The sequence below is a fragment of the Syntrophomonas wolfei subsp. methylbutyratica genome (genome assembly GCF_001570625.1).
Lineage (GTDB): Bacteria > Bacillota > Syntrophomonadia > Syntrophomonadales > Syntrophomonadaceae > Syntrophomonas > Syntrophomonas methylbutyratica.
Genome location: NZ_BBQT01000022.1, coordinates 36,107 through 59,097 on the forward strand (window position 1 = coordinate 36,107; position 22,991 = coordinate 59,097).

The window sequence follows — 22,991 nt, forward strand, 5'->3', positions numbered from 1 at the left end:
TCTAAACCAATACAAGTGATGCGAGGCGAATAATTATGGAAGCTTTGAATCTGGATGCAAAACTCAACCAGTATTTTGCCGGACGGGTGGTACGCAAGGATTTGACCGGCATGATCAAGCAAGGTGCCAATGTGCCCACTTATGTACTGGAATACCTGCTGGGCATGTACTGTGCCACCGATGATGGGGAGGCCATCCTGGAAGGGGTCGAGCGGGTCAAAAAGATACTATCAGATAACTTTGTCCGCCCGGACGAAGCCGAGAAGATAAAGTCGCGGATAAAGGAATGGGGAAGCTATACGGTTATTGATAAATTAACGGTCAAGCTTAATGAGAAGCGGGATATTTATGAGGCCGAGTTTTCCAACCTGGGCATCAAAGGAGTGGAAGTCAGCTCCGCCTATGTGAAAAAGTTTGAAAGGCTTTTGGCCGGTGGAATCTGGGCCATGCTCAAGATGGAGTACTATTTTGATGAAGAAAGCCGGGGCAGCAACCCCTTTCGCATCGCCAACCTGAATCCCATACAGATGCCCAATATGGATTTGAGTGAGATTATGGAGAACCGAAAATACTTTAGTCGGGATGAATGGATGAATCTGCTCATACGCTCCACCGGTTTGGAACCAACCCAGTTCGAAATCGAAGCCAGATGGCATTTGCTGCTACGCCTGCTGCCGTTGGTGGAGAATAATTATAATCTCTGTGAATTGGGGCCCCGGGGTACGGGTAAATCCCATGTTTATAAAGAAATATCACCCAATTCAATTCTCATCTCCGGGGGGCAGACCACCGTGGCCAACCTCTTCTATAATATGGCTTCCCGAGCAATTGGATTGGTAGGCCTGTGGGATTGTGTAGCCTTTGATGAAGTAGCGGGGATTAGATTTAAGGACAAAGACGGCATCCAAATAATGAAAGATTATATGGCTTCCGGTTCCTTTGCTCGCGGCAAGGAAGAGAAGAATGCCAATGCTTCCATGGTGTTTGTGGGCAATATCAACGAAAGCCTGGACTTTCTTATTAAAACCTCCCATCTCTTCGCAGCATTTCCGGAAGAGATGGCCAATGACAGTGCCTTTTTTGACCGCATGCATTATTACCTGCCTGGCTGGGAGATTCCCAAAATGCGCCCTGAACTTATCACCAGCAATTATGGTTTTATAGTGGATTATCTGGCCGAATATCTGCGGGAGATGCGCAAACAAAACTTTGCCGATGCCATTGATAAGTATTTTAAACTGGGCAACAACCTCAACCAGCGTGATGTTATTGCGGTGCGCAAAACGGTTTCCGGTATGATTAAACTGCTCTATCCAGACGGTAACTTTAACAAAGATGAGCTGGCCGAAGTATTGAGATATGCCCTGGTGGGCCGGCGCCGGGTAAAAGAGCAACTCAAGAAGATCGGCGGCATGGAATTCTACGATGTACACTTTTCCTATATCGACCGGGAAAGCTTGCAGGAGGAGTTTGTAACGGTTCCCGAACAGGGCGGCGGCAAACTTATCCCCGCGGGGCTGGGCAAACCCGGCCATGTTTATGTGGTGGGCAAGAACGACTCAGGGATAATCGGGGTATACAAACTGGAAAACCAGGTTGTATCTGGCAGCGGCAAGTTTGAAAGGACCGGATTGGGATCGCGGAAAGAAGTAAAAGAAGCCGCTGATACCGCTTTTAGATATTTTACCTCCAACTGCAAAAGCGTCAGTTCTGGCATCAGCACCAAAACCAAAGACTACCTGATGCATGCTTCCGACCTGCAGGGGATAGGTATTACCTCCGAACTGGCCCTGGCCGAGTTTATCGGTCTCTGCTCCAGCGCTCTGGAGCGGCCGGTACAAGAATGCCTGGTCGTGCTGGGCAACATCACCATGGCCGGGACCATTGAAAAGATATCCGATTTCGCTAATGTGCTGCAGGTTTGCGTAGATGCCGGAGCCAAGCGAATACTCATCCCCGCCGTATCGGTTGTTGACCTGCAGACCGTACCTCCCGAACTGCTGATCAAAGTACAGCCGATATTCTATTCCGATGCGATTGATGCCGTATTCAAGGCACTGGGAGCCATCTAGGAAAGCGAATGAACCGGACCGGTTTAAGATTTATGCTCGTGTTGTATTTTCATTACGCTGTTAGAAATAATATATCCTGTGATAGAATAAAAAGTATAAAGGAAAGGGTGCTGATAAATGTGCCAGACATATTGGACCCCAAGGTAGACCTGGCCTTTAAAAAGGTATTCGGCTCCCAGGAAAACAAAACTATTTTACTCAGTTTTCTTAATGCAGTGTTAAACTGGACTGGAGAACAACAGATTATAGATGTTAAAATCCTAAACCCTTACCTGGAACCGGAGAGCATTGATGACAGTGTAGGTATATTGGATATCAAACTGCAATTAGAAAACAACGACCTGGTCGATGTGGAAATGCAGATTGGCAACCTGGGTAACATGGAAAGACGCAGCACCTATTATGTCTGCCGTATGTTTGGAGATCAGAACATAAGCAACGGGAGATATCAATATCTTAACCGGGTAATCGCCATAAATGTATTGGATTTTACCAGGATAAAACATATCAAACGCTATCACAGCATATTCAGATTGCGAGAAACACAGGATAACATAGACTTAACCAACGCAATAGAAATCCATTTCATCGAGTTGCCCAAATTAAAGCTAGAAATGGCGAGTTATACCAACCCGTTAGATAGGTGGGTGGTCTTTTTGAAGGGAGGATGGGACATGGAGCTAATTAATAGGTTGGCCAAAGAAGATCCCGCCATTGGGAAAGCGAAACAGGTATTGGAACAAATGGCTTCCAACCCCAGGGAAAGAGAACTCTACGAACTCAGACGAAAAGCCATATTGGACAGAAATTCAGCTCTTTTTGAAGCAAAATTGGAAGGCAAATTGGAAGGCAAATTTGAGACGGCTCGTGCAGCATTGCTGAAAGGTGCTGATGTGGAATTTGTTGCGGAGATTACGGGCCTTTCATTGGATGAGGTACAGAAACTGAAAGTAGAATAATTCATGCCCCCCGATTATTTTGGCTTCACAAGGGGACAGGATTTTACTGGTGTAATAAGTCCGGGGATAGGCCCTCGGACTTATTTGTACATAACCCCGTAGCTGAAGCTCCGGGGCCACTAAGCATTTCTTATCTATTTCAGTTAAATTCAGTTGAAAAATCCAGAGATAAACTGCTAGGATACACAGCCGTTGCTTTCTTTGTATTTTTTATTTGTAGCAATGAGATAGATTATTTCAAATACTCCAATAGTGTTAATGATAAGTAAGGCTATATACCAGGCTACTTGATTAAGTCTGGCAGCTCTCCAAAGAGCTAACCCTTTCCAGATAGTAGCCCAAATAATTAATGGTAGTAAGATATTGGGGTTATTCAATATGCTTTGAATGCTATCGGACAAAAATAACGACTCCTTTTTGAAATACTTCTTAAACAGTTTTTACGGTTGGTCCAATAATAATTCATTTGCTTCCAGGAACTCTATTCCGTTTTTCAATATACTCAATGTCTTGAGACGAATGATTTATTGCTATAATATGAGAGTAATTGCTCAATCAACTGGGAGGGAAAAAAGTGAAATACTTGATAATCGGAGCCGGCGGTACCGGGGGTAGTATCGGGGCATTCATGACCGAGGCAGGTAAAGATCTTACCGTAATTGACAGGGGAATGCACCTGGAAGCTATTCAAAATCACGGCTTGAAAATGGAGACTAGCAGAAAGGGTAATTATACCGTCTATCCTATGAAGGCTTGGGATATGGAGCATTATAACGAACATCCTGATGTAATTTTCAACTGCGTGAAAGACTATTCGCTGATGGATACCATTCCTTTTATTAAAAGAGCAGCCCATAAAGATACTATCATTATTCCTATACTTAATATCTATGGCACCGGGGGCAGGATGCAGAAACTGCTGCCGGATTTATTAGTGACGGATGGCTGTATTTATATTTCGGCCGAGATTAAAGAGCCGGGTATCATCCTGCAAAAAGGCGATATTTTTAGGGTGGTATTCGGGGTAAGAAACCCGGAGGATTACCGCTCGGTTCTTGAACAGGTGGCTGCAGATCTGGAGGACAGCGGTATCACAAGCATTATATCGGATAATATCAGGAGAGATGCACTGCAAAAGTTCTCCTATGTGTCTCCTATGGCTGCCTGCGGTGTATATTATGATATTAATGCCGGAGCTGCTCAGCGGGAAGGAAAAGAAAGGGATACATTTATTGCCCTGATGCGCGAGATTGAGGCCCTGGCTCAGGCTATGGACATACACTTTAATGTGGATATCGTGGAAAGCAATCTGGAGATTCTGGATAATCTGTCGCCAACTGCTTCTACTTCCCTGCAAAGGGACTTAAAGCAGGGTAAGGATTCCGAGATGAACGGGCTTATTTTTGAAGTACTACGTTTGGGCCGGAACTATGGTGTAAATCTACCCACTTATGAAATGATTGCAGAAAAACTTGGATTTAAGGCTGAGAACAGGTAGTTAAGAATGTGCCTGGCTGGCAACAGCTTGAAACTATTGATTAACTGGTTAGCCTTGCTTATAATCTTTATAGTGTTTTTACTGAAGTACGGTTTTTTTATTTCATAAACACAATATCTTGCTTGTATTGGTAGAACGGGAGGAAAGATAAAATGCCCATAACGGAAATACTGGCGCGAAACGCTGAGCTCTATGGATCGGAAATATGCCTGACTGAAATCAATTTGGATCTACAGGAAAGTCATCATATCACCTGGCTGGAGTATGAACTGATTGAAAACAACCCGGCTGGTGAATACCGGCGGGACATGACCTGGCGCGTTTTTGACGAAAAAGCCAATCGACTGGCCAATCTGCTGCTGAAACGAGGAATAAAAAAAGGGGATAAGGTAGCCATTCTTTTAATGAATTGCCTGGAGTGGCTGCCTATATATTTTGGTATATTAAAAACGGGAGCTATCGCTGTACCATTGAACTTTCGCTACACAGCTGAGGAAATCAAGTATTGTTTGGAGTTGTCGGAAACCAGGGCCTTGATTTTCGGGCCGGAATTTATCGGCCGGATTGAGAGCATCTACAATCAGATAGCAAATATAAAGCCGCTTTTTTATGCGGGAGAAAATCGCCCTTCTTTTGCGGAAAATTATGACCGCCTTACTGCCAATTGCTCCTCTGAAGCCCCAGCGATAAAACTTACGGATGAAGATAACGCAGTGATATATTTTTCCTCAGGTACCACCGGATTTCCCAAAGCCATCTTACATACCCACCAGAGCTTGATGTCTGCCTGTTATACGGAACAAAATCACCACGGGCAAACGCGGGAAGATAATTTTTTATGCATTCCGCCGCTTTATCATACCGGCGCCAAAATGCACTGGTTCGGCAGTTTGCTGGCGGGGAGTAAAGCCGTATTGCTTCGGGGAGTAAAACCTGAATGGATTATAAAAACGGTTTCGGAGGAAAAAATTACTATTGTCTGGCTTTTGGTTCCCTGGGCGCAGGATATTCTGGATGCCATTGAAAGAGGGGATGTGAAGCTGGAAGATTATGATCTTTCCCAGTGGCGGCTGATGCATATCGGGGCGCAGCCAGTTCCACCCAGCTTAATCAAACGCTGGAAGCAGTATTTTCCCAACCATCTCTATGATACGAACTATGGCCTGAGCGAATCGATCGGACCCGGATGTGTCCATTTAGGTACGGAGAATATTCATAAAGTCGGAGCTATCGGCATACCGGGCTACAACTGGGAAGTCAAGATTGCTGGCGAGAATGGATGTTCTGTAACCCAGGGAGAAGTAGGGGAGTTGGCTGTCAAAGGACCGGGACTGATGAAATGCTACTACAACGACCCGGAAGCGACGGCGGCAGTACTCCGGGATGGCTGGTTATTTACCGGAGATATGGCCCGGATGGATGAAGATGGTTTTATCTATCTGGTGGACCGGAAAAAAGATGTGATTATCAGTGGCGGCGAGAATTTATATCCGGTGCAAATTGAGGAATTCCTGCGTGCGCACCATGCCATCAAGGATGTAGCCGTCATTGGATTGCCAGATAAGCGCCTGGGGGAAATAGCGGCGGCAATTATTGAACTAAAACCAGGGCACAGCTGCACGGAAGAAGAAATCAGGGCATTCTGCGCTCCCTTGCCGCGTTACAAGCGCCCACGGGAAATTATTTTTGATAAAGTTCCGCGTAATCCCACCGGCAAGATCGAAAAACCGCGTTTAAGGGAAAAATACGGTGCCACAAGTTTGGTGGCGGTTCAAACCGGGAGTTGAATATAACTGCCCGGGGGCTTTATTGAAATAAAAACTTACGAGCCTGGTTGAAGGGGAGAAACAAAAACCAGGCTTAATTATATAAAATTATCTTAGTTTACATAATGTTCATTATAGGAAGTTGAAGAAGTGCCTAAAAAAACTTTAAAACCAAGCTATAACTATAACGAGGTGCATTATGTCCGCTGCTTCTTTAATCGACCGGGGTTCTATAATCCAGGCATTAGTAGGATGGATTTGAAGAAACGCTATTATAAAAAACCCTTAGCCGTGCTGCAATTCGCCTCCGTTTAACTGGGCAAATTTTAGTATTTGCCGGGAATCTCCCATCACCACCACCAAATCATCTCTATCCAGAGTCTCTTTGCTGGAGGGATTTAAGAGCAGCTCCCCTCCGGCTTTTTTAATAGTAACCACATTGCATCCAGTTTTCTCCCGTATCTGTGATTCTATCAGTTTCTTACCCGCAAAGGGCGAGCCGGGGCCAACAGAAAACTCCCTGACCTTGAGGTTCTTCTCTCGTTTCGCTATTATATCTTTCTTGTGTATAATCGCTTCATGATCTTTGATATATAAGGTTTCCAGGTATTTATCCACTTCCTCCAGGGGAAGGTTCAGGTGGAGGATTAGATACCTCATCAATTGCAACCCGGCCTCCATTTCCGGCTGAATCACTTCTGCTGCTCCCTGCTGGTAGAGTATTTCTTTCTCCCACTCATTATGAGCCCGGGCTAAAATAATGAGATTGGGGTTGAGTTTTAAAAGGTTGTAGGTAGCTTGACGATTACTGAATAAATCTGGGAGGGCAACAATAGCTAATCGAGCCAGGTCAGGACGGGCTTGAGCCAGCACGACCTCGTTGGATGCATCTCCATATATATAAGGTATCCCTGCTTCGTTGAGACTACGGATAGAGTGGTAGTCGTAATCAATCGCAATATAATTGAGGCCAATCTGTTGAAGTCCCTGACCGATATTTTTGCCTACCCGGCCATAACCTACTAAAATTACATGTCCCTGTAACTCAGAGCTGTCAAATTCGCTTTCTTCCAGATCTGCTTCCGGAAAAAGCTTCTGCCATACTCGGGTTCTACTGAGCTTAAGATAGCAGAGAGGAGCCATTCTAATAAAGAGTGGAGTCAGAAGGATACTAATAATTGAACTGGCCAAAATTAGATTATATATATCAGAGGATATGAGTTGTTCGTCCAAACCCAGTTTAGCCATAACAAAGGAGAACTCTCCCGTTTGCGCCATGCCCATTCCTACCAGGAAAGCAATACGGCTGTGGTAGCTCAGGAATTTTACAATTAGGAAAAGCAAAAACAGTTTCCCCGGTATTATTACTGCCAGAAGAATAAGCAATAGATGAATATTGTCAAGCAAGGCCAGAGGGTCAACCAGCATACCTACGGCTACGAAAAATAGGATTACAAAGGCATCACGCATTGAATTGATCTTCCCCAATATTTCATGGGTGTACTCAGATTCACTGATCACCAATCCAGCCAAAAAAGCACCCAGGGCCACTGATAGGCCCAGAGCATGAGACAATGAGGCTATTCCCAATCCCATAGTAAGCGCAAGAATGAGAAATACATCATTGTTACTGCCTTTGGCCGCCTGGCGAAAAACTAACGGTGATACTTTTTGCGCCAGGTAAATTATAAAAAGTATAAATAAAAATGATTTAAGTAAGGGGAAAATGAGCTGGGGGATACTGGCCAGCGATGCCTGGTGGAGTTCCGGTAGTAGAGAAACCATTAATATTACTGCCAAATCCTGTACAATTAGAATTCCCAGCATTATTTGACCATGAAGAGAGTTGCTCTCTCCCTGTTCCCCCAGTATCCTCAATACGATCATGGTACTGCTCATGGCGGCCACGCAGCCCAAGAAAAATGATTGGTAAAGATTTATACCTGCCAGGTAGCAAGCTCCGGTGCAGAGCAGCACCACGCCGCTGATCTGCAGTGCTCCCCCCAGCAGGGCAATTTTTTTTACCTTTTCCAAGCGGGATAGGGAAAAATCTATACCAACGGTAAACATAAGTAAAATGATTCCGATTTCGGAAAAATCCTGCAGGAGTTCAAGGTCATGAACCAAACCCAGGACATATGGGCCTACCAGTATTCCCCCCAGTATATAGCCCAGTACCGGAGACTGCCTCAAGCGCTCCGCTATCCATCCTCCCACTAAAGCGGCCAGGAAAACCATCAAAGTGTCAAAAATAATAGAAGTCGTCAGAATTATCGCCCCGCCAGGTCTTAAATTTTAGTTGGTAAATCTTGACTCAACTGCAAAAACCCCTTTTGTTGCATAAGGGTTGCATAAATATACAAAGCGAGCGTTGGCGAAGCATGGATGCAACACTTAGGCTTTGGCAAGCAGGCGAAAGGGGGCGAGCGACAGGACGTCGCGAGAGCGCTTCACCCTTCGGGTACTACCGGGGTGCTCCCTGTGATCGCTATTAAGGTTGCCTGACCATGGATGGAAGATTAACGCATACCCCTTGAGCCGCAAGACAAGCCGCAGGTGTTGCCCATGCGAAGCGCCCTGTCGGGCACAACTGATGCTCCCTTCGGTCGCTAAGGACGCTGGAGCGGTATATTTATACAAGCCAATGAATATTAATAACTTTTTGCAGTAGAATCAATCTTTGGTTTTTTGCTATAGCAGTATTTTAGCACAACTTATAAGCTGCCTGGACAGTCTTTAGGGAAAAAGCTAGAATTGTATTTGACATTTTGAATCAATTTTTTGGCTCCACTGCAAAAATACCTTTTGTTGCATAAGGGTTGCATAAATATACAAAGCGAGCGTTGGCAAAACATAAATACTTTTTGCATTTACAATATTTTTGGAAAGGAAGGTATCCATTATGTATCTTGCTTATGGTTATGTCAAACTATTCTTCCCCTATTCCTCCTCTCTTAAGGAAAAGCGTAAGGTGATTAACAGCATAATTGACCGGATTAGGAAACGCTTCAATGTCTCTATTAGCGAGGTGGAGCACCAGGATTTATGGCAGCGTTCCACTATCGCTTTTTCGGCTATTGGTTCTGGCTATCCTGAATTAGAATTAATTACCAACGCTGTTAAAGAAACATTTTATAATTATGCTGGAGACCTCGAAATCACTGAGCTCAAACATGATATTCAAAAACTTGATATGTACCCTCAAAGCATTTTACCTTAATTTACCACAATTGTTTAGCAGGATATTTGTTATTTATTGTGGAATTTTGGTGATACTTACTTTTTTTCAAATTAAAAATCTATTAGGAAAGGAATGATAAATCTTGAAGAAAGTAAGACATCACCGGTTATTTTATTCTGTCTCTCTGTCCCTGGCGGTATTGACTCTGTTTCTATTCTGGGGAAACAGCAACAGCGGAAAGGTTTTTACTGCCAATCCTCCCCCCGGCAAGCAACTCGCAGTTTTATCTCCTTCGTTTTCCTTACCGAGTATGAATACATATTGGTCCCAGCTTACTAATACATATTCTGCTAAAACAAATAGCAACTTAGTTACTCCGGCGAAAAAACCTTTGCCCACCAATGCGGTTCCAACTGGAGCATCAGTAGAGAAAAAGCAACTGGCTGTCGGTACCCGCGATGCCACTGACCTTTACATAATCCGCAGCGGTAAGGCTGGTCCGGTAGTTATGATAGTTGGTGGGGTTCATGGCAATGAAACTGCTGGATACCGGGCCGCCAGAATAGTCAGGAACTACCAGATTTCCCGCGGTACTTTGCTGGTTTTGCCGGAAGCCAATAGCAGGGCAGTTAACCAGGGGGTTCGCTATGTGAGTGGACAAAAGGATTTAAACCGCTGTTTTCCTACCAGCAGTAGCGGTACTGCCGATACCAGGCTTTCACGCGAAATATATTATGCTTTAAAAAAGTATAATGTTGATTGGCTGATGGACATGCATGAAGGATATAATTACTCCCGTTTAAAATCCAGTAGCTCAGTGGGCCAGAGCCTGATTTACTATCCTTCCAGTTCTACTCGAGAAGTAGCTAGCAAAATTGTAAACAATATGAACTCGGGTATAAGTACTTCTTACCGGAAGTTCAGTCTCCTGCGCTACCCGACCAGGGGCAGCTTGAGCCGGGCTGCGGGGCAATACCTGGGAGTAAAAAGTTTTATTTTTGAAACTTGCAGCCGTGATAACCTGTCTACGAGGATAAACTACCAGCTCAGAGCTGCCGATATCCTTTTAGGAAGCCTGGGTATGAAATAGAATCACCTGACCACCCGCGATCTCCTGATCTGCTGGGGGGAAATAATCCTTCCGGTGCTTTGGCTTCTGCTCTCTGTTCTGAGAGTGCTTGCACTGCGCTCCGCTGTTGCCTGACTGCTGCGGGTAATAGCGGAGCTTGTGGTTCTAATATTGTACTGGCTATGAGCCCGCCGACTAGGACTGCTGCTTACACTTACTGAATTGTTCGCTGTTATGCTGCCACCCTGATTGGCACGAGCTGATTTGCCTTCTTTTTTAGCTGGGGAAACTGCTTTGCCTCCCGCATATATCTTCCATGCTTTACGGAAATCAGCTTTTTCATTCCATTGAACTTCATTCTCAATCATTTCACGGAATATCTCCAATTCCTGGGCATATAAGGGAAAGAGCTCAGTCCTTTTTAAATCACTCCATATTTCCGTAAAATTTTTACGAAAAAAACTATGGTTCCCTTCATAAAAAGCCGCCTGGGCTTCTGGCGAATTAAGGAAATTTTTGTTTAGATAATGATAACGGCTGCTAACTATCTTGGCCAGGCAGAGGACCGCTGCGGATACTTCTCGTGAGACCAACCAGCTAGCGGGCGTACGGTATTCAAAACCACCATAATCTTTAAGACGATAATCACCTAAATAGCCGTATTTTTTTCTACGCTTGATCGCCGGAATAGGATCTTCAATAAGAAAAACCAGCAATCCCAAATAATTGTCCAGAGCACGAAGTAGAGCAGCGTTTATCTTAATGTTGCTAAAATGAATGTGTCCACCAATGGAATAGCCCCCAACCGGCTGACTGCCAGCCAGCCATTTTACATTTCTGTAGGGAGCCATTCGACTGGCAGTATTTAAGGCCTGTTTGATATTTTCCACTAAATCAAGCGGAGAAATTTCAGGTTTAGGGCGTAGTTCGGCCACTGGCCTTTGTTGCCGGTTGGGAATACGGATATTGTCACAGCCTACAACACCTTCACGCGGAAAAAATTCTGAAGCAGAAAGCATTTTCCCCGTTTTGCTATTTAGCATCATAAATTCCGGGTCAGCACCGAGTTTTACCTCGGTACTAAACATAAGTTCTTCCAGTTGATATATTTCCCTAATTCTTTTAAGCACCGCTTCCAAGTCTTTATCGCGAAGATATGGAGAAGGATCTACCTGCATCACCTTGAGTTTTCTGCGAGCATTCAAATTTATCTTTACCAGGCCAAAATCAAGTCCCAAGAGATGCATAACCCGTCTGGCCCATTCTGCTACCTTTTTATTCTCGATTTCCTTAATATACTTAACCTTTTCTTTTCCTCGCCCCGGTGTTTTTATTTGGATGGCTAATATTTTTAGATCGGAGACCAGAATATTATAGCTTCGAATCTTGTTTTCCTCATCTTCCAAGCTTCCACAAGGAATACGATTTAAAAGTAATATAGCAGAGAAGATATCCGGATCCAAACAATTTCCAATAGCATTTGGGGAGTTAAATAACCTCCTATTCCTACTATTTCGATCTTTTATATCTATGACCAGATATTTTACACCCTTAATATCCATCGATTCATAACTAGCTTCATTCCACTCCTTTAACAATCGGCGACAAAATTCCTCTCCGCTTTCATTTTCCTGGTAGATAATGCTAAGATTCATTAATTACCATTCCCTACTTCTTATTCTGAGCTATATAAATACAGTAATCTATGAGGTATTTGAGATGTCTATATCTAATATCATTTTCGTCAAAACTAGCCGGTTTGGAATTTGCTTCGATTACCCACATTCTACCGTCTGAATCAAGGCCAATGTCTATTGATAAAATATCCAGGTTTATTGATAGGCCTCGCTCCAGAATTTCTGGAACCAGCCGTCCAATTCTTTTCAATTGCCGGTCAAGCTGTTCCCTGAATTCTTTTGATTCGCCAAAACTGGCTGCTATGACTTCATCATAAGCTGCCAGGAATCCTCCGTTGGGAATATGAGTAACAATACGGTTCCTGCCGGCTACCCTGACCCCTACACCAGTCATAATCCATTTACCTTCGCCATTTTTTTGCACCTGAGCACGAAGATCATATATCCTGCCCTGGAAGCGGGCCAGGTTTATCGCTTTCTGTACCAGGTAATCGTTTTTTCCTATTCCCAGGGCATTCATAGCTTCGCATAAAGCTTTAAATGAGTTAGTGCGGTTCCAATTAGCTTTAGGGTATTCCGCATGAACATATAAACAACTATTACCACTGTTCTTAATTTTGATAATACCTTTGCCGCGGCTGCTATTGATGGGCTTAAGATATACTTCAGAATAGCGGTTCAAGAGTTCTTCCAGATTGGAAAAACTGAACAAGCGGGTTTCCGGAACCAATTCGGCTCCAAACGGGTGACTGCTCAAAGTCTGGTAAACTTCCCATTTGTCCAGGTAGCGGCTATTAAATAAATACAGACCTCCATGTTCGCTGAACTTCCGCAATAAGTGTTGTGCTTCTTTTCTATTTTCCAAAGTTCGAGATGGGATTCGGTTATAAACTATATCTGGAAAAGAAAATAATTCACTTACCCATTTGTTTCCCTTACAGCGAAGGCCTTTTATCACTTGTTGCCGCCAGTTAACATCCAGGGTATAAAAAAAATAAACCAGCACCTGCCTATTTTCCGCATAAGATATCATTTCTTTCATGATTCGGGCTTTCTTGCTCTGGGGATAATCCCGGTGTGGCTTTTGGTTGCCGCTTAATACGCCTACCGTGCATATATAGTTTCCATTTTTGCGCATTATGGGACTCCTTTATTTCTTTTTTTATTTCATAATATGACTTATAAAAATGGTAGGTGCGAAGCAGCGATAAAATAATGCTAAGCATAAAAAAATCTGGCTCCTGGCCAGATTAGGCAGGCAAGAGAACCGTCCCCTTGCCTGAGGGGACGATTCTGTTGCCTGTTATGCCTGCTTCTTTATATATTGAAACGGAAATGTACTATATCCCCGTCCTTAACTATGTATTCCTTACCTTCCAAACGGAAAAGCCCTTTTTCCTTTACCGCCTGCATATTCCCCAGTTCCTTCAAGTCCTGGTATTCTACTACCTCAGCCCTTATAAAACCTCGTTCTATATCAGAATGGATTTTCCCCGCGGCTTTTTTAGCCTTATCCCCCTGATTGATAGTCCAGGCCTTGACTTCATCTTCTCCTACCGTAAAAAAGGAAATCAAGCCCAGGAGGTAATACATGCTGCGGGAAATCTTTATTATGCCAGCCTCTTCTATGCCAATTTCCTCCATAAATAGTTGCTTTTCATCACCTTCTAAATCGGCTATTTCTCGCTCAATACTGGCCGATATCTCAACCACAGGATATTTTTTAAGCTGAGCCAAATCCATGACCTCACGGCGCAAGGGGTAATCAGGATGGCTTAGATGACCCTCCCCCACATTAAGACAGAGCATCATGGGTTTAGTAGTAAGAAATTGGTAGTTATGCATTACTTCCTTTTCTTCATCGTTGAGCTCCAATGAAGAAATCGGTACTTCATTCTCTACCGCCTCTTTAAGCCGTTCCAATAAAGAAAGCTCTTTTAACATCTGATTCTTCTTTTTATTATTATTTATCCTTTCCATCCTTTTTTCTATCAAATCCAAATCAGCCAGCAATAATTCATAATTTATAGTTTCAATGTCTTTTACCGGATTGATTTCGTTGTTAAAAGAAGGGATTTCACTGTCCTCAAAAACGCGAACAACATGCAGCAGAGCATCAGCTTTGCGCACACTATCCAAAAAAAGCACCGCAGCTTTTTCTGCGCCCGGGATTAATCCCGGTATATCCACTACTTCCAACTGGGCAAAGCTGGTTTTTTTAGGCTTATACAGCTGGGATAAATAATCAATTCTTTCATCTGGTATACGGGCCATAGCCACATTGGTTTTACCAACATTATGAACTCTATCCCGGCTTTCCGTAAGCAATTCAAATATGGTGGTTTTACCGACTGAAGGCATTCCTATTATTCCTAATTGCATGATAAAATTCCTCTCTAAAGACTTATTAGTTTACATAATTATCGTTATTGTATAGTTATTTTTCATCACCTTAAAATAATCTCTGCCAGGGAGAGAATAAAGAATATTCCGGTTACCGCGAGCGCCAGGAGAAGCAATATATAACCCCCCTGTTCACTGAATTGGTACAGGCGCCCGGCATTACCTATACCAAAGAAGAATAATGCTACTGCCAGAACTAATAATAGAATTATAGATGGGGGCGCGCCTGAGCCGGGGAAGAAAATGGCCAGGCAGGCGGCAAAGAGTAAGAGGCATATTAGGTTAAGATTAAACAATATTTTATAAAAGCGGTCTTCTTGAATACTCTTTCCCTTGGTTTCCTCCGGCATCTCATTCATGTCTACCATTTGCACTTCTTTGTTAGCTTTAACCGCTATGGCCTTTATCATTTCATTATCAGCCGGGGTTAAACCATAAAATCCGCGAGCGGTTTTTAAATAAATAAAACCCTTTTGGGGAGTGGTAGCAAACATTCTAACCGGCCCCAGACCCTTTACTGAGCAAAGTCCTATCATATATCCAGGCCAACTGGCCCCTAGCAGTGAAAATATGTTGCTCTTCCCCTCCACCTGCAAAACTTCATTGATTTCAGACCAGGGTATGGTAATGGAGTATAATCCCCACTTAATAGTTAAGCCAGCTTCTTCAATCCGATAGCCCATATTAATAAGCCCAACAATTAAGAATAGATAAATGGCTAAAAATAGATAAGCCGGTATATATAGCATTATTTTTAATGTTCTATCATCAGCACCTAGAGAGTAGTCAATTCCCCAGAAGGAAAATCCAAATACAAACACCCCCATAAGCAAGCCAAAGAATAAACCCCAAGCATTGTTGCTCTTATAAGCCATATTAAACTCCTCCTCTATATATCTATATAACGAGGTGAAATATGTCCCCGCGTCCATAATAGTGAGCAAAGCGAACATCAGTGGTGCCCGCAGGGTGCTTCTTTAAGCGGTCGGGTTCTATTAACAAAATAAGCAGCGGGTTCTAATCCCCCACCTCGTTGCAGCGCTGTGTTGAAACTGCTCCGCAGTTTCTTCCGATGCTTAAATATCTTTATGTTTATCTTTTTGTATTATTGAACTAACAAATAAGTTCTACTTATATATAATATCACCTTAGCCGCTACCTTAATCACGATAATTATAAAACCCCCGTCCGCTTTTCTTACCCCAGTAACCTGCTCTAACCATGGTAGAGAATAAAGTGTGCGGCCGGTATTTGGGGTCTCTGAATTCCTCATAAAAAACTTGGATACTGGCATATAGATGATCTAAACCAATTGAATCTGCCAATTCCAGGGGACCACGCGGCATCCCCGCACCCAACTTCATGGCCAGGTCAATATCATCTTTTTCTGCCAATCCCTCCCCGTATACCCATATAGCTTCATTTAAATAGGGAATTAGAATACGATTGACAATGAAGCCGGGACTTTCGCGGTTTACAACCACCGGATACTTCCCCAGATTCTGAACAAAATCTCGAGCTGTTTCCAAAGTTTCAGGAGAGGTATCGATGCCTTTTATTACTTCTACCAGTTTAACCGTAGAAACCGGATTAAAAAAATGCAGGCCTACTATTCTATCCCGCCTGCGGGTAGAAGAGGCAATCTCTGCTATGGAAAGAGAAGAGGTGTTGGTAGCCAATATGCTGTGGGAGGGACACAAGTTATCCAGCTCAGCAAAGATTTGTTTCTTTATGGCCATGTTTTCCACTACAGCCTCAATCACCAGGTCAGCATCATGCAGATCTGCCAAATCAGTAGAACCTTGAATCCGCCCCATTATTATTTCTTTTTCTTCGTTGTGCAAAATTCCTTTTTCTATTTCTTTTTCCAGGTTATTTCCTATGGTCTGAAGTCCGTCCTTAACCAGAGTCATCTGCAAGTCCCGCATGATTACGCTGTATCCTCCCTGAGCGAGGATCTGGGCAATACCTGCGCCCATTATTCCAGCACCTAATACGGCAATTTTATTCATCCCAAGTTAACTCCTCCCGTTCCTGACCCACTCTTAAGCATCGGAAGAAACTGCGCAGCAGTTTCAACACAACGCTAGATTCTTCCTAATACTTATCCCCAAAGCTTATGCCTACAGCCCGGGCTGCCCTTACCAACTCACTCTCCGGTTGTACTTTCCGTATCTCCTTTATAGCCTCCTTTATTGGTACGGCAGCTATCATATCCCCCCGCAGGCTTACCATGGTTCCAAATTGTCCCGCCATGAAGGCGTCCATGGCTGCTACACCGTAGCGAGTGGAAAGTATCCGGTCGTAGGGAATGGGAGAACCTCCTCGCTGTAAGTGACCTAGAACGGTCACTCTGACTTCGATGTTGTTCAAGCGGTTTCCTATATCTTCAGCCACTTTCTGGCCTATCCCTCCTAATCTTATGGGATCATGGCTGGTAGCCACCAGATTTCTAATAACCATCTCTCCATCTTCGGGAATTGCTCCCTCAGCCACTACAATAATACTAAAATTTTTACCCTGGCGGTAGCGCTGCGTAATTTTGCTTATTACAGCATCCATATTATAAGGTATCTCTGGAATTAATATAACATCCGCTCCACCGGAAATACCTGCGTGAAGTGCTATCCATCCAGCATATCGTCCCATTACTTCCAGAACCATTACCCGGTGATGCGATTCAGCTGTGGTATGGAGCCTATCCAAAGCTTCCGAGGCGGTATTTACCGCCGTATTAAAGCCAAAGGTAACATCAGTAGCCGATAAATCGTTATCGATTGTTTTAGGTACCCCAACAATGGGTACCCCTTTTTCCGAAAAACGATCAGCAATATTAAGGCTTCCATCTCCTCCTATTACTACCAGTCCATCCAGTCCCAAATGTTCCATATTGGCAACGGCCCGGTCGGATTCGTCACTATGCTGGGGGGTTCCCTCACTGATAGTAAAGAATTGAAAAGGGTTGTCCCGGTTGCTGGTGCCCAGAATAGTACCACCCGTATGACTAATCCCCGATACTGCACGCAAGTCCAGTTGCATATAACGGTTTTCCACCAATCCCTTAAAACCATCAATAAAGCCAATTACCTCTACCCCATAATTGATAGCTGTTTTAGAAATAGCGCGTATTACTGCATTCAATCCCGGGCAATCGCCTCCACCGGTTAGAATTCCTATATGACGAATTTCTTTCATTGTAATACCCCTCCTTACTTTAGAAAACTATAACGAGGTGAAATATGTCCCCCGCTAACCCACTATAGTTGCTGCATGGTATAAAACAAGAAGGTGGGATCTCAGCCCACCCGAACCTGGCTTGTATAGTCTTATTATTCTATGTCGGCATGCATTATCCTGTTTGTTAGTTGCTTGGCTTTTCGGCCAGGCTAAGCGTTACCAGCAGAGGTTTTTGCTCCCTGATAATCTCCAGCAGGATTTTATCACCCACCCGCTTGCTTTTCAGTATCTCCTGCAGTTCATCATAATTATTGATAGTTTTCTTATCTACCTTGAAAATTACATCATATTTTTTTAAACCTGCTTGAGCTGCGGGACCACCCGCCACTACATTGGCTACTACCATACCTTCAGCTTGATTGACTCCAAGATAGCTGGCCAGTTTTTCGTCTACCGGCTGTAACCATACTCCGATGTAGGGCCTAATCACCTTACCCTTATTGATTAGCTCGTCCAGTACTTCCTTGGCAGTATTTATGGAAATGGCAAAACCTATACCCTGTGCCTGTGCATCAACCGCAGTGTTTATCCCAATTACTTCACCTTTAGTACTTAAAAGGGGTCCCCCGCTATTACCCGGATTTATAGCGGCGTCGGTCTGAATCAGATTCTTGTATACCCGGTTTTCAATTTGAATGGGGCGACCTTTGGCACTGACTACTCCGGCAGTTACGGTATGATCCAATCCGTAAGGATTACCGATGGCCACTACCCATTCTCCCACTCGTATAACATCGGAATCACCCATCTTCAAGGTGGCCAGTTTCTCTTTAGCATCAATCTTTAAAACCGCCAGATCCAGATCATAATCCTGGCCTACCACTCGGGCCTGGTACTTTTTATTCCCATTGAGGTTGACGGTTATTTTACTGGCCCCGTCTATTACATGCTGGTTGGTTACCACATAACCTTCTTCATTGATAATGAAACCGGTTCCGATACCATGCTGCTCATTTTGCCGGGGAATCATTATATCATTGCCGAAAAACTGGCGGAAGAAAGGATCGTTGAAAAACTCATTGCCTCCGAAGCTTTTTCCCACTACAGTGGTTTCAATGTTGACTACTGCTGGGCTGGCCTTTTCCACCATATCAGCAACACTGCTTGGCCCCAGAACCACAGTATTTGCAGTCTGATTGGTGGTGGCTTGTGCCTGGATTTTACCTTCATCACCTGTATAGTAATTGCAAAAGACCAGGCAGGCGCCTCCAACAACTACCGCCAACACCATTACCAATAATAATTTAATTGCTTTTGATGATCGAGTCCTCGTTTCCATTTGCCTTTCCACTTCCTTTCGCAACTAATTATCTTTATTATATAACAATTGCGGCTACAGTCCATATCCCTCAAGTTGTTCTATGGGCTTATATGGAGCCATAGGAAGGAAAATATTATGTTTTTATGAGAAAACTTTACAAAAACCCTTCTTGCCTAGGGTAAAAGTTGTCATAAAGCTTTTAATGCAGCTAAAAGCCTGCGAGGTAAGCGCTGTATTCCAAGGGTCGGCGAAAGGTGTTTTTTACAATTACCTGTGAAACTTCGCTCTCTGTTGTTTTGCGAGGCTTGGAATTGACTTCTATAAGCCAGGGGGAACCATTCTTATCCAAGCCAATGTCCAATCCCAATTCCCCATAATTGGCCCGGCTTGCTTTCTCCAAGGTTTCAGCGACCTGCTGGCAGAGCTGTTTAATTTGCAAGTTCTTTTCTTCGACCACTGCGCTTTTTTTATAAAGGTATTTGAGAATATGTTTGGTTTTTTCCACTCTACCACCACTGGCCAAATTGGATACACTGCTTCCACGGGCAGCAACTCGTACAAAGCTTTTACTGATTTGCCATACTCCTCGCGCATTCTTTTGATAAACAATACGCAAATCAAAGGGGGAACCCTTATAACTGGCCAGTAATATCCCCTGCTGGGCTATATACGCCCTGTTTCCTCGATAAACTTTGGTCTTTTTCATTAATTCTGCTACACTATCGGCAGAACTTCTAATTTTCCTTCTACCTGAAGTAACATAATGTAAGGTGCCCTTTTCATCTCGCTTTACTTTTATTATTCCCTTTCCCAGGCTGCCGTTCGCTGGTTTTAGGAATAATAGATTATACTTGGCCAGTAAATCCTTGAGATTCTCAGCTGTCAGCACTCGGGTTTCAGGTATATAGGGATGCAATGAGGGATCATTAATTAAGAGCTGATACACTTTCCACTTATTCAAAAAAGAAGGATTAAAATATTTTAAATAGGGTAGTTGGCATAGTCTGTTTTTAGTATTCCTAATCAAAGATCGTGCTTCACTGCTACGACTTGGTATACGGTCATATACAACATCAGGTAGAGGATAAACATTTGCTATCCATACTCCCCTATCTGGAGTTACTTGCTTGTAAACATAGCCCCTGGCAGTGTTATTAGACCAGTTTATGGAACCCGGGGTGAAGACATAGCTCTGGCCGACCAGGGTCTTGCCGATATTGCTGAGAAATATCAGTTCTGCCTGCATACTCAACGGGTCATATTCTCCACGGTTGGGCAAAAAGGTGGAAAGTATGCCTATGGTCGGTCCCAGGTGAATAATGTTTTCCCGCTGATCATAACGCAGTTTCATGCGCTTTCTCTTTTTTATATAAAGGGCTCGAGCCAAAGATGGGGAGAGCATATATGATTTTTTCTTAAGCTCCTGAATCACTAATTTACTGTTAATAACCAGATTTCCAACCCTTACTCTTATCTCACTTTGAGCCGGCAGAGATAATTTTCTCATTAAATCTCTGGATATATATATTATTCCAACAGTATTCATAATAAATAATCCCCTCTAAATATAATCACCAATTAACCCCCCATGGCCGGGGCCATAAAAAACTAGAATCCAGCCAGGTAGCGACAATACAACATTGGTCTCTTAACTGAAAGCAGGCGGGTTTTCTTTTCCCCGATTAAAGTAAAGACCTGCCGGGCAGGTCTTAAATTAGCTTCAATAAACCAAACCTGTCCTCCTTTATCAATACCTATATCCACTCCCATCTCCCCACTGCTGCCTATACTCCCCTCCAGGGTACGACAAGCTTCCACCGCTACAAAGCGCAGCTTCTCAATAATTTCCTGCTGTTTTTCCTGATCGGGGAACTTTTCTCTCAGGGTGATTTCTAATTTTTGTCCGCTGCCCCCGGCTGATATATTGCTGGTGATGGAACCGGGTCTGCCCACGCGGCAAGCCATACCGGTAACATCCCAAATTCCGCTGTGATCCTTTTGCACCAAAATCCTAACATCAATAATATTACCCGCCGATTGTAGTAGATTTATCTGTTTCTGCGCTATATAAGTACGATTCCCCATTATCGGTTTCAAACAACTCCGTAATTGGGCCAAGCTGGAAGCGCTTCCCTTAACCAGACGACCATTTAATTGGTACTGATACTGGTAAACAGAATCATTTTTTTTCTTTACTACCCGGACAATGTTTCTTCCCTGGGAACCTGCCACCGGTTTTAAATAAACCGCAGTGTATTTCTTTATCATTCTGTCTACCTGGCTGAAGCTGTTGACCAGGCGGGTATCGGGAATAAATGGTACAAGAGCGGGATTCTGGGTGATAACCCGGTAGGTTTGCCACTTGCCGATAAGTGCGGGATTTAAAAATTTTACGTCCATGTTTTCCAGTCTTCTCCTGATGTTTAGCTTTACCGGAGAATATGCTTTTTCTCGCGGGTAAACCACATCAGGAAGGGGAAAACGCCCTTGAATCCAGCCCTTATCCCCCCAGCTATAGCCGTGAATACTCTTACTCTTCCAATCAATACTGAAAGGACTAAAGGCAAAACATATTTGTCCCAGAGCCCGACCACTTTGAAGAAGCTGCTTAATAAAGAAGGTCTGGCCTCCAAACGGCCTCCTGGCATCCCGGGAAGTCTCCGCCATAATCCCCACCACCGGCCCAATCTGAATAGTATTTCCCCGGGCGTTAACCGCATACTTACGGTTGGGACTAATACGCATCTTTCGTGCCAGGCTCGTATTAATAGTGATAGTATTGCGGCTTTTTTCAGCCTGACTTATTTTTAAAACCATATTCTTATAGTTTCGACCCACCTGAAACTTTATATTCTGCTCCTCTCCTATGCTCAGGTGGGCAGCCAGGTCGCCGCTTATTATTAATTCTTTTTCATCCTGTTCAGGTCGTAATTTTGCAATTAGCATTATAAATTCATTCATATTTACTTAACCCCGCAGTGTTTGTTTTGTATCATATAATATGAAAGCAATGTCTTCTTTGCTAACAGTTAGTAAACATCTTGTATAAAGTAAGACTTGCTTCAGGTGGAGTTTTAACTCCATCTGAAGCTTAGCCGCACTTATCCAGGGACTTAGTCGCTCTTACTCCTGCCTATAGAGGCGGGAGTCTTAGAGCGAGTTAGTCATCGGATAAAAGAGGAGTGTTTTTAGGAAAAGCAAGCCCTCAACATAGCTCATAGATTAATCTTTTTAGGAGAGAATTATTTATATGAAGCTTGTCAGTGCATGCCTCTGCGGAATAAACTGCAAATATAACGGAGGTAATAATCTTAATCCCTATTTATTGTATCTGTGGAAAAAGAATCAGGTGATTCCTGTTTGCCCGGAGGAGTTGGGAGGCCTGTCAACTCCCCGTTGCCCGGCAGAAATAATAGGTGGAAGCGGTGAAGATGTACTCCGGGGGCAGGCCCGGGTTATAGATGCGAATGGCAACGACCTGAGCCGGAATTTTGTGCAAGGGGCCTTGAAAACGCTGGAGCTTGCTCATTCAAGCGGAGCGCATTCGGCTATCTTTAAAAGCCGCAGTCCTTCCTGCGGAGCTGGAAGCATATATGATGGCAGCTTCAAGTCTTGTTTGCGCTCCGGTGATGGAGTATGTACCGCTCTCTTGAAGCAAAACGGGATAAAAGTTATAAGCGATGAGGATATCATAATAGTAAGGGGTAAGGGGTAAATTGATACCGGGCACATATACCCAAAATCTGCGGTATTATTTTGGATAAAACTTCTGATAAAACTTGATGTCACTGCAAAAAGTTATAAATATGCATTAGCTTGCATAAATATACCGCTCGCAGTCTTCGCATGGGCAACACCTGCGGCTTGTCTCGTGGCTCAAGGGGTGCCGCGCTGATCTCCCATCCTGG

General features: G+C 43.7%; 18 protein-coding genes. 7 read left to right on the forward strand and 11 right to left on the reverse strand.

The features are described 5' to 3' along the window. Nucleotides 1-35: 35 nt before the first annotated feature. On the forward strand, nucleotides 36-2,072 hold the full coding sequence (gene brxL / locus AWB54_RS13130) for a protease Lon-related BREX system protein BrxL (protein ID WP_061215057.1): 2,037 nt from the start codon (nucleotides 36-38) through the stop codon (nucleotides 2,070-2,072). A 119-nt stretch (nucleotides 2,073-2,191) separates the two neighbouring features. Then, on the forward strand, nucleotides 2,192-3,031 hold the full coding sequence (locus AWB54_RS13135) for an Rpn family recombination-promoting nuclease/putative transposase (RefSeq protein ID WP_160328960.1): 840 nt from the start codon (nucleotides 2,192-2,194) through the stop codon (nucleotides 3,029-3,031). Nucleotides 3,032-3,207: 176 nt separating this feature from the next. Here AWB54_RS13135 and AWB54_RS13140 read toward each other — a convergent pair whose 3' ends face one another. Further along, complete coding sequence (locus tag AWB54_RS13140; protein ID WP_061215059.1) at nucleotides 3,208-3,432, reverse strand: DUF5652 family protein; 225 nt, start codon at nucleotides 3,430-3,432, stop codon at nucleotides 3,208-3,210. Between the two features lie 173 nt (nucleotides 3,433-3,605). Here AWB54_RS13140 and AWB54_RS13145 point away from each other — a divergent pair, with 173 nt between their 5' ends. Beyond that, entirely contained in the window at nucleotides 3,606-4,529 is a 924-nt protein-coding gene (locus AWB54_RS13145; RefSeq protein WP_061215060.1) for a ketopantoate reductase family protein, read from the forward strand. Nucleotides 4,530-4,681: 152 nt separating this feature from the next. Further along, complete coding sequence (locus AWB54_RS13150) at nucleotides 4,682-6,316, forward strand: class I adenylate-forming enzyme family protein (RefSeq protein ID WP_061215061.1); 1,635 nt, start codon at nucleotides 4,682-4,684, stop codon at nucleotides 6,314-6,316. A gap of 264 nt (nucleotides 6,317-6,580) precedes the next feature. Here AWB54_RS13150 and AWB54_RS13155 read toward each other — a convergent pair whose 3' ends face one another. Continuing rightward, entirely contained in the window at nucleotides 6,581-8,533 is a 1,953-nt protein-coding gene (locus AWB54_RS13155) for a cation:proton antiporter domain-containing protein (RefSeq protein WP_061215078.1), read from the reverse strand. A gap of 664 nt (nucleotides 8,534-9,197) precedes the next feature. On the opposite strand from AWB54_RS13155, the gene AWB54_RS13160 reads away from it, so the two are divergent. Together AWB54_RS13160 and AWB54_RS13170 are read left to right on the forward strand one after the other, a co-directional pair. Then, complete coding sequence (locus tag AWB54_RS13160; RefSeq protein WP_061215062.1) at nucleotides 9,198-9,515, forward strand: DUF503 domain-containing protein; 318 nt, start codon at nucleotides 9,198-9,200, stop codon at nucleotides 9,513-9,515. 103 nt (nucleotides 9,516-9,618) lie between these two features. Continuing rightward, nucleotides 9,619-10,566 carry a M14 family metallopeptidase gene (locus tag AWB54_RS13170; protein WP_082736223.1) on the forward strand — a complete coding sequence of 316 codons (948 nt, stop codon included), beginning with the start codon at nucleotides 9,619-9,621 and terminating at the stop codon, nucleotides 10,564-10,566. A gap of 2 nt (nucleotides 10,567-10,568) precedes the next feature. On the opposite strand, the gene AWB54_RS13175 is transcribed toward AWB54_RS13170, so the two are convergent. The 9 genes from AWB54_RS13175 to AWB54_RS13215 all read right to left on the reverse strand — a co-directional run bounded on the left by AWB54_RS13175 (nucleotide 10,569) and on the right by AWB54_RS13215 (nucleotide 22,044). After that, entirely contained in the window at nucleotides 10,569-12,200 is a 1,632-nt protein-coding gene (locus AWB54_RS13175) for a putative amidoligase domain-containing protein (RefSeq protein WP_061215065.1), read from the reverse strand. A 13-nt stretch (nucleotides 12,201-12,213) separates the two neighbouring features. Further along, nucleotides 12,214-13,320 carry a YheC/YheD family endospore coat-associated protein gene (locus AWB54_RS13180; RefSeq protein ID WP_061215066.1) on the reverse strand — a complete coding sequence of 369 codons (1,107 nt, stop codon included), beginning with the start codon at nucleotides 13,318-13,320 and terminating at the stop codon, nucleotides 12,214-12,216. Between the two features lie 179 nt (nucleotides 13,321-13,499). Further along, entirely contained in the window at nucleotides 13,500-14,564 is a 1,065-nt protein-coding gene (gene ychF / locus AWB54_RS13185; RefSeq protein WP_061215067.1) for a redox-regulated ATPase YchF, read from the reverse strand. Nucleotides 14,565-14,629: 65 nt separating this feature from the next. Next, on the reverse strand, nucleotides 14,630-15,460 hold the full coding sequence (locus AWB54_RS13190; RefSeq protein WP_061215068.1) for a PH domain-containing protein: 831 nt from the start codon (nucleotides 15,458-15,460) through the stop codon (nucleotides 14,630-14,632). 285 nt (nucleotides 15,461-15,745) lie between these two features. Then, nucleotides 15,746-16,597: a 3-hydroxyacyl-CoA dehydrogenase family protein gene (locus AWB54_RS13195; RefSeq protein ID WP_061215069.1), complete on the reverse strand. Its 852-nt coding sequence runs from the start codon at nucleotides 16,595-16,597 to the stop codon at nucleotides 15,746-15,748. Between the two features lie 85 nt (nucleotides 16,598-16,682). Then, nucleotides 16,683-17,780 carry a 6-phosphofructokinase gene (locus AWB54_RS13200; RefSeq protein ID WP_061215070.1) on the reverse strand — a complete coding sequence of 366 codons (1,098 nt, stop codon included), beginning with the start codon at nucleotides 17,778-17,780 and terminating at the stop codon, nucleotides 16,683-16,685. Between the two features lie 166 nt (nucleotides 17,781-17,946). Next, complete coding sequence (locus AWB54_RS13205) at nucleotides 17,947-19,101, reverse strand: S1C family serine protease (RefSeq protein WP_061215071.1); 1,155 nt, start codon at nucleotides 19,099-19,101, stop codon at nucleotides 17,947-17,949. A gap of 190 nt (nucleotides 19,102-19,291) precedes the next feature. Beyond that, nucleotides 19,292-20,629, reverse strand: a complete 1,338-nt coding sequence (locus AWB54_RS13210) for a YheC/YheD family endospore coat-associated protein (protein WP_061215072.1) — start codon at nucleotides 20,627-20,629, stop codon at nucleotides 19,292-19,294. Between the two features lie 62 nt (nucleotides 20,630-20,691). After that, complete coding sequence (locus AWB54_RS13215; protein ID WP_061215073.1) at nucleotides 20,692-22,044, reverse strand: YheC/YheD family endospore coat-associated protein; 1,353 nt, start codon at nucleotides 22,042-22,044, stop codon at nucleotides 20,692-20,694. A gap of 289 nt (nucleotides 22,045-22,333) precedes the next feature. Between AWB54_RS13215 and AWB54_RS13220 the strand changes: the two genes are divergently transcribed. Next, nucleotides 22,334-22,798 (forward strand): DUF523 domain-containing protein, encoded by a 465-nt coding sequence (locus AWB54_RS13220; RefSeq protein WP_061215074.1) that lies wholly within the window; start codon nucleotides 22,334-22,336, stop codon nucleotides 22,796-22,798. The last annotated feature ends 193 nt before the right edge of the window (nucleotides 22,799-22,991 follow it).